The organism is Rhizobium sp. 2MFCol3.1 (genome assembly GCF_000377565.1).
In the GTDB taxonomy this organism is placed as follows: domain Bacteria; phylum Pseudomonadota; class Alphaproteobacteria; order Rhizobiales; family Rhizobiaceae; genus Rhizobium.
Window position 1 is genome coordinate 26,504 of sequence record NZ_KB898353.1, and the last position, 14,120, is coordinate 40,623.

Here is a 14,120-nt window from a genome sequence, read left to right on the forward strand (position 1 = left end):
TTCATCCAGCATGATAGACTTTTGAAAGGACGTCGCGGACAATTAGCTCCGCGGTTTTAAGGCCTCGGAAGCGCGCAAACTGATTGCGGTTAACTTCGAACACGGTCGCATTCTTGACCGCAGATATGTTCGCAAATGCGGTGTTTGTCTTCCATAGATCGAAAACCGTGCCTCCATCATCTGTGGCAACGAGAAGAACGTCGGGATTGACTGCAATCAACCTTTCGAGGCTGGCCCCACTTTCAACGGCACTCGACGACTGAAGAGCTGGCGTCAGGCCCATTGCTTTGAATATCGATCCTGTGAAGGACGACGACGTATGGAGGCTCATTGAATCGGTGGTCGCCACCGCCAAAAGAAATCTGCGGCTCTCGTTTTTCGGCACTTTTGAGATCAGGGCTGAAACGACCGCGTCATGTGCAGCTAGAGCACGCTCTCCTCTTGACCTGTCTCCTAAAGCATCCGCAATTTCCAGCACCGACTGTCGGATCGTGGGGTAGTCGCCTTCCCAACTGTTCAAAACGATCGTCGGGGCGATGGCGCTTAACTGCGCATAAATCGCCGAGTGGCGTACTTCATCGGCTATAATCAAATCAGGGCCGAGTGCGCTGACAAGTTCGAGGTTTGGCTCGAGCCGTGTTCCAACCGAGCCGTAAGCAATCCTCTTACCCAGCAGTTGCTCGATCCGACCAGGCTGGTTGTCGTCACTGATGCCCACGGGCGCAACGTCGAGGGCGTCCAGGGCCTGGACGAATGAAAACTCCAACGCCACTACTCGACTTGGACGTCCCGATATCTCCGTTACCCCGGCGCGATGGGATATCGTCCGGGATTCAGCCGCCGTTGCCGGAGCTGGGAGCACCATGGCCCCTGCTCCGGCAGCCAGAAGGCCGGCACAGAACCGGCGGCGAGAGATCGAGTTCGAAAATTCGGTCAAGAAGATGTCCTGCATACACAGAGCGAAAGCTCGGCACCATGCGGCACCGAACTATTTCGTTATCAGAAGGCGATGGATGCGTTAACGAAGAATGTGCGCGGCTGTCCGACAAATTTGCCCCCGTTGTTGTCGGTGGCGCGGGTGAAGTACTCCTTGTCGAAAAGGTTTTTTACACCGAATGCAAACTTCGGTGCATTCTTCTTGTCTTGCGGTTGGTAGGCCACGCGGAGGTTAACCGTTGCGTAACCGGGGATGTCGCCCAGCCGACCTGTTGGATCTTCATCGGTGACGTACGTCGCGCCATCGGTAGCCGTTCCGGGCGAGTGCTGTTTGGTCTGTGCCGTGACATCGGCATTGAAGGCCCAGTCGTTGTACTGATAGCCGGCACCAAGGGATGCCACCTGGCGCGAGTAGAAGGGGAGGTCGCGGTCCTTGAATGCGCCTGCCTTGTAGGTCGCCTCTGTATAGGTATAGCTTGCGTTCAACGATAAGCCCTCGAGCATAGGCGTGACACTCCCCAGATCGTAGCGCGCGGCTGCTTCCACGCCCCGATGCTGAGTCGCGCCGAGGTCCGTCCATATCCCCTCACCCACGATCGATCTCCCGAGGTAGAGTTCCTTGTCAAAGTCGATATTGAACAAAGTGAATTCGGCACTCCAGCTGTCACCCTCATAATGGGTGCCAATCTCGTAGGTCGTCGCCTTCTCAGGATGAAGGCCGTCAGTGGTGGATGCGAGCTGGCTGTACTGCTGCGGCCCAAACGAAACGCCGACGTTCGCAAAGACGGTCCACGCATCATTGACCTGGTAGGAAGCCGAAAGGGTCGGGAGAAGTTCGCGCGCATCAATTTCCCGGCTGACCGACGTGGTCGTCGTGCCGATATTCACTATCTCATTGTGCGTATTGATGATTTCATACCGAACGCCTGGTGTGATCGTCCAGTTGCCGATCTCAATTTTGTCGTCGATATAGAAGGCATGCGCGGTCGTCCCCCCATCACTCGTCTGATAGGTGTTCATACTCAGGTTGTTGGGATTGATCCCCGTGGCTCTATTGTAGAACCCGGTCCGGGCTGCTACTTCCGAACTCTGTTCCCAAAGATATCGGTACCCAATGGTGACTTCCTGCGAGATCCCGCCGAATTCAAATAGGCGCGAGTATCGCGGCTCGATACCATAATACTCGTAGCTGCGGGGTGCGGAAGTGAGGCGGTAGAGGCCGGCGCTCGCGCCCGTGCCCTGTTGTTCAACATTGCTGCCGCGAAAGGAGTTGACGTAGTATCCGAGCAGCTCGAAGTTGTTCTCACCGTCATCATGTTGATATCGCAGCGAGATGTCGTTCCGACGACCGGTGAAGTTGTCGTACTTTCTGGTAGACTGGTATGGATCAGCATCATACTCAGCGGTCGTCAGGCCACCTGGCATTTTGCCCTCGCCCTCGTAATGATGAAACTGGGCACTCAGCTTGTCAGTATCGGAAAGCTCATAACTTCCCTTCAATATGATATCATCGATATCCGATCGGTCATTGCTATCGCGATATCCTTCCCCATGGATCCCGGAATAAAGAATAGCCCCACCCAAGCCATCAGCGTTCGTACCGCCGATGAGGACGCTGGGCGTTGCTTTCACGTTGCCGTTGTTGCCTGCGATTTCAGCGCCGGACGAGAACCTAGCGGTGAAATTTTCTGGGATTGGGTTCGTGACAAAATTGATAATCCCGCCGACGTTCTGCGGGCCATAGCGCACGGACCCCGCGCCACGGACGACATCGATCGTATCGACGTTTCCCAAGACGAGCGGAAATAGAGAAAGCTGAGGCTGCCCATAAGGGGCGTAGGACAACGGGATCCCATCCATCAGCACCGTCGAACGCGGGGAAAGACGGGATGTAAGGCCGCGAACTCCCAAATTCAGCGACACATCGCTGCCGCCAGTCCCGTTACTGTCCTGCACCTGGACCCCAGGAACCAACCTCAACGCGTCTCGGACATTCTGAGCCCCGCTTTCTTCGATCTGCTGTTGATCGACAATCGTACGTGCGCCCGCATGCTTCAGGACTTTCTCAGCGTTTGGTTTGTCCAGCCAATTGCCTGTGATGGCGATCGTATCTAGAATAGTCGCCGCTTCGTCGTCCTTGGCTTCCTGTGCGAGCGCGACAAACGGCAACATGGCTGAAGTCGCAAGCAAAGTGAAAATCAATCGGCTCTGTCTATAAATCATTGAAATCCCTCGGCGACATAGACAACACAGGTATCCCGGGCGCGGAAGCGACTACTTCCCGCCGGATTGGAAATTGGCAACAAGGATGCCTGTCGGATCGATAACGACAAGCCGAACTCGAGCCGGCATGTAACCAGCCCTCGATCAATTCATTTGGCCGGCTGCAAGCGGCTCGAATCCCTCGGTCATTATCGCGACAACCAGAGGCCAGCGCGACAATGTCGTGAGCACTACATTATTGCAGCATGCATTTCAATAAACATAACTATAATAATCATGTTATTTGCACGAAATCTACGGTCAGCATCCACTTTCACCTGGTGCTGATCGCGGCACGCAATTTTGCTAGACGCGCCTTGCTGTCAATCGCTTGCTTCTGATTGCGGACCGCCACACCGTAAGAAAGAATGTCAGCCATCACGAGCGCTCCAAGGCTCCAACTGGCTAACTTCGACGGCGTGCTCGTGCATGTGATCAAAGCCGAGACCATGCCCTCATAAGTGGCCTTCAGCTGAACGCCGCATATCAAAATGACTTTGCATCCGATCTCTGAGATTTGGCGTACGACGAGTTTGAGTTCATCAGCGTCCCGAAGGGCATGAAACATCACGACGACGTCGTCGCGGCGCAAGTCGAGGAGCTCGTTAGCAAGAGTGAAGCCGGATGCACCCGAACAGCGTGTCCGAAGCCCCACCCTGCTGAGCGCTACAGAGCAATGGATTGCTTCTGCTTCCGAGGTCCCGATACCCAGACACCATACAGTGTCTGCCTGCTCCAAGATTGACACCGCGTGGGAGACTTCGTTTTCGTCAAACTGCTCTTCGGTCGCGGTGACCACTTCCCGCGCAGCTTCGAACATCTGCTTGGCAACGTTGGTCAAATTCTCCCCCGTCGCGCGAAACCGATGCTCGAGTCGTTCGGACGTAGGAAGAGTTTGCGCCATGACCCTGCTGCAGATACGCTTCAGCTCCGGCAGTCCGCTGAAGCCCAATCGACGAGCCGCGCGGATGACGGTCGCATCGCTGGTACCTGTTTCGGCAGCGATTTCTTCGGCACTTCGAAAGATGAGAACGTCGATCGGCATGGAAACGAGATGCTCGGCAACGACTAGCTCCGAGCGACTTAGATTCGTCCGGTTTCGGTCGAAGTGATCCTTCAATACCGATGACGTCCGATCGTGTACTTCCATGCAATGAACCTTCCCGTGAACTAAGAAGGCAGATACCTGAAAAGCGTTCAGAATACAAAACTGAAGTTGCCTGATTGACGAGTGACAGCGAAAAGCGGCCTGCAAGCACCGACCGACAAAAAGGCGTATCAACGCTGCATTAGGCACGGCCAGAAATCGGTGTGGCGACGTCGACGTTCATCGCCTGATGGGGACCGCGCAACCTTCGCGCTGCCGCGCGTCACCAGCTCAAAAGAACTAGCTGTGCGTCCCCTCGAGAATACTACACTATCGTCGATTGGACGACAGTTTCGGCGAGTTTGCTACGTCAGCAGGATGTTCCCGGCGTGAGTGCTCGGCAACCGGTCGATGCCCCTTGATGTGGGACCAATCCCGATAGGTTTCTCGTGTTGCAAATGTAACCGCTAAATCCCGTTTTCTAAATAGCCAGGCAGCAAAAACGCTCCAGCTTTCCGAAAACCGAGATGGAGGATGCATGAACTGCAGTGACTACCGGGATCACGTACGGCGAATCGAAGGTGCAGACAGCTTCGGCAGAGCGATCAGTTTCCCATGTTCATACACGGCTGGTGTGGCAATCGCACTATGCGGAATAGTGATGGCGTGCTTCTTGGTCGTGCCCTCTCAGTCAGCGCGCATGTCTCATCAGGCCTTCTCCCGCGAGCATCAAGACAGCCACGTGCACCTGAGAGACGACAGCCCGTTTCTCTGGCTTGGCTTCGGCAATCCTAGCGAAGGGCCTTAGCACTCGGAAACCGACGAAATTATCTCCGCCAGAAGGACGTGGGTAGCTCTCCCGTTACGTTTGCAACCCGCCGCGCACGTTTTTGACATCGCTACAAAACGCCGGAGCTGGAACGTCTTCACAATAATTGATGTGAAGGAACTCAGCAGTGTACTCGACTGTGAATGGGACAGCCCTTTTCTTTGATGTCCAAGGATCAGCGCTTGAGAGCATCGACGGCGTGCTCCGAGAAAAACCGGTTATCATCGCGCTTCATGGTGGCCTTGGCTTCGATCATGGGTATCTTCGGGATGGGCTAGGACCGTTGGCGGACCTTGCACAGGTTATTTATGTCGATCTACGTAGCCAGGGACGATCGGAGAGATCACCGCTCGAGACGGCTACGCTGGAGCAAATGGCTGACGATGTCGTAGCGTTGGCGCAGAACTTGGGAGTGACGAAGCCTTTTGTGTTTGGTCACTCCGCAGGCGGGTTCGTTGCCCTGCACATCGCGCTTCGCTACCCGGGCTTCGCAAAGGGGCTATTGCTGGCGGGAACATCGCCAACGGTCCTTCCGATCGAGGATGTGCCTGGGACACGCGCCCCCTCACTTGCCGATCGTGCTTCGCCGGAGGCATTGGAGGCGGCCTCGCGGCTCTTCGGAGGCAACATTACAAGAGAGACCGTATTTCAGTTCTTCGAGAAAGTCGGACCTTACTACGCGGGTCCCGCTAACGAGCGGCTCACGGCACGCCTCATGCGATCGACGCTACCTAATATCGACATGATGAAGCATTTCATGACCGAACTGGCCCCCAAGTACGATCTCAGAGGCGCATTGGACCGTATCTCCGCGCCCGCGCTAGTGATGGTCGGTTCCTATGACTGGGTGTGTCCGCCGCGAGCGAGCCGATGCCTGGTTGAAGGGATCGAAAAGGCGATCTTCGTAGAATTCAAGCATTCCGGACATTTCCTGTTTTCTGAAGAGCCCGACGAGTTTCGCAACGTCGTCACCGATTTCTTCGGCTCCGTGGACTGGTGCGGGCCTCCCACATCGTCGTGAGTCAATGAACACCTCTCATCAGCCGATTTATGGCGGGTACGAGGCGCATCAGACACGACTGCCGTCTCGCTGAAACCCCAGCTCAGCTCGGAGCGCTCTAGGCAACAATCACGCCATTCGAAAGCCGTCACGCTTGTTTACTCGAAAGCCCACCATGCCTGGCATCACCACATCTACCAATCGCAATCTCGTCGTCGCTTCAATTTTACTAGCGACGTTCATGATCGCGACCGAAGCGACAATCGTCGCCACAGCGATGCCAAACATAGTTGGCGAGCTTGGGGGATTCTCACGTTACAGCTGGGTCTTTGCCGCCTTCCTGTTTGCCCAGTGCACGACGATGATGATTTATGGGAAACTTGCTGATATCCACGGCCGTCGACCCATCCTCATGATCGGTATCGCCTTGTTTCTCGGCGGCTCGCTTCTTTGCGGTTTCGCTTCGTCTCTCCTATCCCTGATTGCGTTCCGCGCGCTACAGGGCATTGGAGCCGGAGCTATTCAGCCCCTGACGATCACGATCGTGGGCGATTTATACAAATTGGAGGAACGTGGACGGGTTCAAGGTCTAGCCGCCGGTGTCTGGGCGGCGTCGGCTGTCATCGGCCCTCTAGCCGGCGCGTTGATCGTCGATGCGCTAAACTGGGCTTGGATTTTCTGGATCAACATACCAATCGGTATTTTAGCGCTTGCCGGCTTTGGCATTTTTCTGCGCGAGAACCCACCGCGACGCTACTCTCACATCGATTACACCGGCATGCTGCTGTTTATAGTAGCAATGGTGACTTTGCTCGTCATTGTTACCGAGTTTGACGCCGGACGACCTATCTTGGCATGCTTGGCGTTAACGTGCGTCGTGAGTGGCGCATTGTTCGTCAGAGCAGAACAGAGGACAGCCGAACCGGTCATCTCACTCGCTCTCTGGGGGAAGCGCCCGATTGCGACCAGCATTGCGGCGAACTTCTTCGCGAGTGTTGCATTGATCGGGATCACGACCGTACTCCCTCTATATGTTCAGGGCGTATTGGGGCGATCGCCCATGGTCTCTGGCACGGCTCTCGCAGCTCTCATCGTGGGGTGGCCGTTGTCTACATTCCTTGCGAGACGTTTCTACAAGTCGGTGGGCATCCGCAATACCCTCCAAGGAGGCAGTCTGATGCTGCCGGCAGGCGCGTTGATACTACTTTTCCTCAATCCCGCAACTCATCCAGCGGTCGCGGCGACGGGTGCTTTCCTGATGGGGTTTGGTATGGGCTTACTCAGTCTGACGAGCATAGCCGTAGTTCAGGACAGTGTTGAGTGGTCATTGCGAGGAACAGCGACGGCGTCCGTGATGTTTGCGCGCACCCTTGGAAATACCTTGGGAGCCACGGTATTGGGTTCGATCATAAATATCGGAATCGATCGCTATGGATCTGGGCGATTGTCTGCGTTGATCCACGCTTCGTTGAGCGAGACCAACGGTCTAAGCACGCTCGCTTCCGTTCGCGAGCTACAGTTGGTTTTCGACAAGTCGTTGCACTGGGCATTCGCTGGCATTGTGGTCGCCGCCACCTGCGCCTTCATAGCCGCGCTCCTAATGCCCGCCGGTCGGTGCTCAGCCCTCCAGGGTGAGAGCTGAGCTTTTTACGCGAGCCCGCAATTTCCATTCTAGGGGCAACGGCCCTTTTTTGCTTCAGCGGATAGATGGCTTCATCGCGACAGCGGTCATCAGTCGACCCAGCTAACCACCATTCACTGCCGCCCGATAAGAGCCGATGATGGATTGTGCGGCACGGCGGCCCTCTTCGACGTCCGTAAGGTAGTTGGTGACCGAAATCCGCATAACAGATTTCCCCTTCCAGCGGGCACCTCCCGCAAAAACCTCGCCGGTTTCCTGTATCCGTTGAATTACCCTTGCGGTAAGCGAGTCTCTGTCCAGCGCTACTCCACCGCCGAAGCTGACGACAATCTGGTTCAATGCAACGGTGTTCAAGACTTCAATTCCGGGCTCGCCCGACAGGATCGAAGCCATCTCAGACGCGGCATCGCAATTCCTCTCAACGATCGCGCTCACTCCATCCCGTCCAAGGTGCTTGATAACGGCCCATGTGGCAAAGCCACGGGCACGTCGGGACAATTCGGGGACGTACTGTGCGGGATCGCGTTCGTAGTCTGAAGCTACGGGCAGATAACTCGCCGACATGGTCATCGCACGACGGTGCGAAAGCTCATCGCGAACGAACGCGTAGCCACCGTCGTACGGGACCTGAAGCCATTTATGACCATCGGTGGCCCAACTGTCCGCACGTTCTACGCCGGTAGCAAGATGCCTCTTGTTGACTGAAGCCCTAGCCCACAGGCCAAATGCTCCATCAATATGCACCCAAGCTCCTGCGCTCTTGGCCAAGGGGATTAACTCGTCGAAATTGTCGAAGGCCCCCGTGTTGATTTGCCCGGCTTGAAGAATCACGAGGATCAGGGCGCCTTGAGTTTTCAACTGACCCAAACGGGTTGTGAACTCGCCTACATCGATCCTCCCATCTTCATCTGTCGGAATTCGTTCGACACGCTCGTGTCCCAGTCCTAGATATTGCAGCGCAGAGAAGATCGTGGTGTGGGCGTCGTCGCCGATCAAAACGGTTATCGGAGGAGCGCCAAATAGACCTCTGGCGTCGGCATCCCATCCGACTCCTCGCAAAAGCGAACTGCGCGCCGCGGCCAAGCAGGTGAAGTTCGCAGCAGTCGCACCAGTCACGAAACCTACGGAGCTTTCACGAGGCAAATCAAGAAGCTCAAGCAGCCAGCGGGCAGCAACTGTCTCCGCGGCGGCGGCAGAAGGGGCAGCCATATGATTGCCTGCGTTCTGCCCCCACGCCGAAGCCATAAAATCTGCAGCTACTCCGACGGGATGTGATCCACCCATCACCCAACCGAAGAATCGCGGCCCGGTCGGCATGTGCAGACCAGGCTCTGCCTTTTCCCAAAGCTCTTCCAGGGCATCTTGCATTGAGCTGCTGTGCTCGGGCAACGGCTCATCGAACGCTTCCAGCGAAGAGGCGTAATCTTGGGATGGCCGCTGCGGCCGGTCACGAATTTTCTCCCGGAACCGCGCCGCCCGATCGGCGGCAGCGGCGAAGAGGGAAGCGATGCCATTTTCGTACATTGTGGACCTCAGGTAACTTCTTCAAAAGGGCAGAGCCCATGAAGCCAAAAATCCATCAGCGCCATTCGCAGGCGATTTCAAAACCGCCTTGGGTCATTTCGTATGTAACAGGCGACCGCATCATTGGTCGGGAAGCATCATCCGCCGAGTAGTTCCCTCGTAGCAGCGGCCACATCGCTCTTGCGCATCAAGCTCTCGCCTATGAGAAAGGTCGTGATGTCTGACGATGATTTCAGCCTGACGCAATCAGTGTGATCCAGAATCCCGCTTTCCGCCACAACAATTCGTTCGTCTGGGACGAGTGTTGAGAGACGCTCGCTCGTGGCAAGGTCGACGTTGAAGGTGCGCAGATCGCGGTTATTGATTCCGAGAAGCATCGAAGTGCATTTCAACGCTCTCTCCATCTCCCATTCGTCATGTACTTCCAACAGGACATCCATGCCGAGGCTGAATGCTTCGTCCTCGAGACGTCTTGCGCCGTCATCCGAGAGACACGCAATGATGAGCAAAATGCAATCCGCTCCCCAAGCTCGGGCCTCGTTCACTTGGTAGACGTCGAACATGAAGTCTTTTCGAAGTGCAGGCAGCGAGCAGGCTTGTCTAGCCGCGGTAAGAAACTCCGGCGCACCTTGGAAACTTGGCTTGTCCGTGAGCACCGATAGACACGCTGCGCCCCCACGTTCGTAAGACGACGCGAGCGAGGGTGGATCAAAATCAGGTCGTATCAGCCCTTTCGACGGGCTTGCCTTCTTGATCTCCGCTATAAGGCCAAATTCTCCGGCCTCCTTCTTGCTGGCGAGGGCTCGCGCGAACCCACGGGGCGCTTCCTGATCGGCGTGTCTTGCCTTGAGATCCGCCATTGGGACGGACTGTTTCGCGGCGGCGATCTCCTCGAGCTTGTACGCTTCGATCTTCTTGAGAATGTCAGTCATTTGCTTTCCCTTTCTATCATGGAGTTGGGTTCCATGCATTCCGACGACAAAACGGACGCCGGACTGGGCCGTCATCCGGACCTGTGCCAAAGGTTGGCCATGTGGCCATACTTGGGGTATCCCGAGTAGCCCTCGTTCAAGTCATGAGCGAAGCCTCTGAGCAGCTGGTTGAATACGTCTGGTGCAGACCAATGTGGGGCGTGACCGACATGGCGTATTCGCAGACACTGGCGGGCCCATAAGTTCGGGATCGCAAGAGTATCAACATAGTCGAGGTCGATTATGGGATCCTCTGCTCCGTTGATGATCGCGATTGGAAACTGGCTGTTCTGAACGACTTCGCGTTGGTTGCAGCTCAATCCGTCACGCATGCCAGTAACGAGTATTTCGCGGAACCGCGCGTCCGTGCGGGCCGCGGATTGCAGCATTAGCGGGACCGCCAAGGGATCGATCGCCGTCGAGATGTACCCTGATGCGTCGTCTGCGGACCAGATTGTTTTGCTTGACAGGGCTACTCGCGGCGGCGGCTTTAACCCTTGAGTGTAATACTCTGCGGCGGGAGCTGTGCCGGAAAGTACCAACGCCCGAACATCATCGAACCTAGAAGCGACCTCGATCGCAATTTCCCCGCCAAGCGACCACCCGACCAATATAATGTCGGAAAGACCGAGATAGGCGATCAGATCCAAAACGGTGTTCGCGAGCCCCGGTATCACGTAGGTTCTGGCGGGATCATACGCGTCTGACGACGCACCATGTCCGGGCAAATCGAATGCTATAAGGCGATGCTCTTCGGCCAATCGGCTTTCGAACTGTTTTGTAAAGACAGCACGCGATGTGGAGCCGCTATGAATGAAAAGGACCGGGCTTCCGCGCCCGACTTCTTCAACGGCAATGCTGGCTCGAGGCGTCTCGATTCGATATTGAATTCGCTGGGTCATTGTGCACCGTGGTAATCGACTGATCAGAATCGTACGCGCTGCCGATACGGCCAGCGCATACGTTAATGATGTCCAGCGATTTTCATCGATCCGTCATTCATCAAAATTACCAAGCCCGCGGTTTGAGTTACGGCTGTCATCGGGGCTGGGCCGCCCGAAGAGTTACTTCTTTCCTGCGAAGAGGGCGTTGCTACCGTCGTTGTGCAAAGGCGCATCGAGCAGAGCCATCCCACCGCTGATGAAGTTCGCGCGCTGGATTAGACCGTGCTGGGTCGCCACTTGAATGTCCCGAAGTCGCCGTTGGAGCGGGCAGTCATCATAAACCGCCGCGCTTCCACCAAGCTCAAAGCATTTTCTAACAATCTCCAATGCGACACCTGCGATGTAGACCCCGAGCTGGATGGTGATTGGCAGGGAGGCGGCGTCTGTCTGTGTGTTTTCGACAGCATCCTTCCAAACCAACTCCACCTGTCGGTTTAAGGCTGCCTGTGTCGCCTTGAGCTTCGCTTCGCACCATCCAAGGTCGAAGTACGCACTTTGACGACGCAAAAGCGCTGGGCCGTTCTCACCGTGTTTTGTGATCTCGATTGCGTCATCCATCGCTGCCTGGGCCACCCCAAGATGGACAGCACCGTGCATGAGGGCGAAAACATGGGGCGGCCGCCGATACAGCGCGCTATCGATCGTCAGTGGTCCTTCTGCAATCGAAAAGACGAAATCGTCTGGGACGAAGGCATTGTCAACCGCCAAGTGATGGCTTCCTGTGCCTCGCAGGCCCATGGCGCGCCACGTCTGATCGATGCGTACTTTCTCCGCAGGAAGCAGAGCCGCCTTGACCATCGGCTCACCCGACCCCTCTTCTTTGAAGCATGTCAGTATCCAGTCGGCTGCCATGCAGCCGCTTGCTAGTGGCCAGCGTCCGCTAATCCGCCAGCCATCGGGCACCCGCCGTCCTGATCCCGATGCCAGCGCAGAGCCCGCCACGATTTGGTCGGGACCGCTCCGGTAAATGTGTTCAAGCGAAGCCATTGGTAGTTTCGGGAGGATAAGGCAGCCACCGCCTGTGATGGAAGCGACCCAGCCCATCGAGGCGTCCACTCTCGAAATCTTCTGGATCAGGTCGAGCGCTTCCGGGAGCGGCCACTCCTCTCCTCCCAATTGCTTGGGGGCAAACATTCGGAAGATACCAAGCTGTCTTAGTCCTTCGACAGCTGGACCAGGAAGATGTCCCAAATCCTCCATCGCCACGATGTGCGGTTCAAGAATTGTCCGCAAGGCGTCGACGTCAGGCGACCGGGCGGTTCCATTTTCAACACGTTGGTCCATTGGGAAATTTATCTCCAGCTGGTCATCATGGGGCGACGAAGTGATGAGCGAGAAGCGAGAGTAGCCAGGCAAACTGCGTGGTTGATTTGCGAGGCATGGAAACTGACTACATTTGCAACAGGTAACAGTCGCCGTCGAACTCCGTTTCCCCGTCTGGTTCTTGGCACCCTATCCCAAGAGGGTAATCGCCTTATCGTTGCATTTGATGAATACTCAACCGCCGCCGGATCAGGGCGATAATCTTGGACGTCAGGTAAAGGGGATTTGACATGGCGAATAACTACGCAGGCCTTAGGTCCACGTTCAACGATGACCCCGCTGCAGGAAGGCGGTGCGCGGAGCGCCTGCTTTCGATACGCGAGCAGCTGGAAGAGCTACGGAGTCGGAAAAACGATCGCTCTGTACTGCTCGCGACTTGGAACATTCGCGACTTTGATGGAAACAAATTCGGTTGGGGGCCGCGCCTTCCAGAGAGCTTCTATTATCTAGCCGAAATGATCTCGTGCTTCGACCTGGTTGCCATTCAGGAAGTAAACGAGAACCTGAAGCCGCTCGAACGCGTTATGAAGATACTTGGTCGGGAATGGGACTACATCGTAACGGATGTCACCGAAGGTCCTAGCGGCAACGGCGAGCGCATGGCGTTTGTCTACAACACGGAGAAAGTTTGGTTTCGAAAAATCGCCGGCGAGATTGTCTTACCCGACGGCCAGATGGTCGTTGCTAACAAGCGCGTTACTGTTAAGGGACAAAAAGATGTTCCGCCTACGACGATCGAGGCCAAGCAGCAGTTTGCCCGCAGTCCCTTCCTCGTAGCGTTCCAGTCGGGCTGGTTCCGCTTCAGTCTGTGCACGGTACATATCTACTATGGTAAAGACAGTGGACCCGAACTCCAGCGCCGCATCGAGGAAATCAAACGACTGGTGGCGTTCTTCGCCAAACGCCAGGACAACGCAACGCCTGACGTTGACCACCTTGGATCGCCCGAGAATTTCATTCTGCTAGGCGATTTCAACGTTGTAAGCCCGGAGCATGAAACGATGAAGGCCCTAAAGTCGAAGGGCTTCAAGGTCCCGGACGCTATCGATGGTGACAAAGTGCGCGCGAAAGGCCAGCATTTCTACGACCAAATTGCCGTTCGAGTGAAAGACTCCAGGTTCAAGGTCGTTGGGGGCGGCATGGTATCTGTTTTCGACCATGTTTTCCGGGACAGCGACATCGATATCTACAAGGGTTCGATACCCGCTGAAGACCCAGAGACAGACAAAAAGTTCAAAGCCACCACGCTGGAGGCCCGATACAAAAAGTGGAGAACTTGGCAGATGTCGGACCATGTTCCCCTTTGGATTCAGATCGAGACAGACTTCTCCGACGATTACCTCCGTGAGGTGGTGTCAGATAGTTAGGTCGATGTGCTAGATGGGTTTGTCCGGCTGAGTAGCGCATGTCCAGTCGCGCAAGCGCTCTAAAATGCGCCGCCGGCGGGTGACAGAGCCGACAATCCACGACTGACATTGCGCAGTCCCGCTGTGTCGTGATCGGCATGTCATGCTGACATCCGACTGAGGCAGCCAATGTCGTCGCCTGCGGGCTGTACCAAGCCAATGCTTCGCGTACGGTCTGGCTCCTTTCCCGTCGGTC

General features: G+C 55.9%; 10 protein-coding genes. 3 read left to right on the forward strand and 7 right to left on the reverse strand.

The window, feature by feature from the left end; translation table 11 throughout:
• Position 1: 1 nt before the first annotated feature.
• From D460_RS0100145 to D460_RS0100155, 3 genes are all read right to left on the reverse strand, one after another.
• Positions 2 to 937, reverse strand: coding sequence for an ABC transporter substrate-binding protein (locus D460_RS0100145; protein ID WP_026282619.1), 936 nt, complete (start codon positions 935 to 937; stop codon positions 2 to 4).
• Positions 938 to 999: 62 nt separating this feature from the next.
• Positions 1,000 to 3,159, reverse strand: coding sequence for a TonB-dependent siderophore receptor (locus tag D460_RS0100150; protein WP_018896452.1), 2,160 nt, complete (start codon positions 3,157 to 3,159; stop codon positions 1,000 to 1,002).
• Between the two features lie 313 nt (positions 3,160 to 3,472).
• The gene (locus D460_RS0100155; protein WP_018896453.1) at positions 3,473 to 4,348 is read right to left on the reverse strand and encodes a MurR/RpiR family transcriptional regulator; all 876 of its coding nucleotides are present in this window, start codon (positions 4,346 to 4,348) and stop codon (positions 3,473 to 3,475) included.
• An 893-nt stretch (positions 4,349 to 5,241) separates the two neighbouring features.
• Here D460_RS0100155 and D460_RS0100165 point away from each other — a divergent pair.
• Entirely contained in the window at positions 5,242 to 6,135 is an 894-nt protein-coding gene (locus D460_RS0100165) for an alpha/beta hydrolase (RefSeq protein WP_081619826.1), read from the forward strand.
• 154 nt (positions 6,136 to 6,289) lie between these two features.
• Positions 6,290 to 7,756 carry an MDR family MFS transporter gene (locus D460_RS0100170; RefSeq protein ID WP_018896455.1) on the forward strand — a complete coding sequence of 489 codons (1,467 nt, stop codon included), beginning with the start codon at positions 6,290 to 6,292 and terminating at the stop codon, positions 7,754 to 7,756.
• Positions 7,757 to 7,858: 102 nt separating this feature from the next.
• On the opposite strand, the gene D460_RS0100175 is transcribed toward D460_RS0100170, so the two are convergent.
• The 4 genes from D460_RS0100175 to D460_RS0100190 form a co-directional block, all read right to left on the reverse strand.
• Positions 7,859 to 9,280, reverse strand: coding sequence for a pyridoxal-dependent decarboxylase (locus D460_RS0100175; RefSeq protein WP_018896456.1), 1,422 nt, complete (start codon positions 9,278 to 9,280; stop codon positions 7,859 to 7,861).
• Positions 9,281 to 9,417: 137 nt separating this feature from the next.
• Entirely contained in the window at positions 9,418 to 10,212 is a 795-nt protein-coding gene (gene trpC, locus D460_RS0100180; protein WP_018896457.1) for an indole-3-glycerol phosphate synthase TrpC, read from the reverse strand.
• 71 nt (positions 10,213 to 10,283) lie between these two features.
• Positions 10,284 to 11,153 carry an alpha/beta hydrolase gene (locus D460_RS32335; RefSeq protein WP_081619827.1) on the reverse strand — a complete coding sequence of 290 codons (870 nt, stop codon included), beginning with the start codon at positions 11,151 to 11,153 and terminating at the stop codon, positions 10,284 to 10,286.
• A 162-nt stretch (positions 11,154 to 11,315) separates the two neighbouring features.
• Positions 11,316 to 12,479 (reverse strand): acyl-CoA dehydrogenase family protein, encoded by a 1,164-nt coding sequence (locus D460_RS0100190; RefSeq protein WP_018896459.1) that lies wholly within the window; start codon positions 12,477 to 12,479, stop codon positions 11,316 to 11,318.
• Between the two features lie 269 nt (positions 12,480 to 12,748).
• Here D460_RS0100190 and D460_RS0100195 point away from each other — a divergent pair, with 269 nt between their 5' ends.
• Positions 12,749 to 13,885: an endonuclease/exonuclease/phosphatase family protein gene (locus D460_RS0100195; protein ID WP_018896460.1), complete on the forward strand. Its 1,137-nt coding sequence runs from the start codon at positions 12,749 to 12,751 to the stop codon at positions 13,883 to 13,885.
• Positions 13,886 to 14,120: the final 235 nt, after the last annotated feature.

Bases quoted from the DNA above. Each gene is read 5' to 3' on its own strand.
- D460_RS0100175 (WP_018896456.1), bottom strand. From the start codon at position 9,280: ATGTACGAAAATGGCATCGCTTCCCTCTTCGCCGCTGCCGCCGATCGG.
- D460_RS0100190 (WP_018896459.1), bottom strand. From the start codon at position 12,479: ATGGACCAACGTGTTGAAAATGGAACCGCCCGGTCGCCTGACGTCGAC.
- D460_RS32335 (WP_081619827.1), bottom strand. From the start codon at position 11,153: ATGACCCAGCGAATTCAATATCGAATCGAGACGCCTCGAGCCAGCATT.
- D460_RS0100155 (WP_018896453.1), bottom strand. From the start codon at position 4,348: ATGGAAGTACACGATCGGACGTCATCGGTATTGAAGGATCACTTCGAC.
- D460_RS0100170 (WP_018896455.1), top strand. From the start codon at position 6,290: ATGCCTGGCATCACCACATCTACCAATCGCAATCTCGTCGTCGCTTCA.
- D460_RS0100195 (WP_018896460.1), top strand. From the start codon at position 12,749: ATGGCGAATAACTACGCAGGCCTTAGGTCCACGTTCAACGATGACCCC.
- D460_RS0100150 (WP_018896452.1), bottom strand. From the start codon at position 3,159: ATGATTTATAGACAGAGCCGATTGATTTTCACTTTGCTTGCGACTTCA.
- trpC (WP_018896457.1), bottom strand. From the start codon at position 10,212: ATGACTGACATTCTCAAGAAGATCGAAGCGTACAAGCTCGAGGAGATC.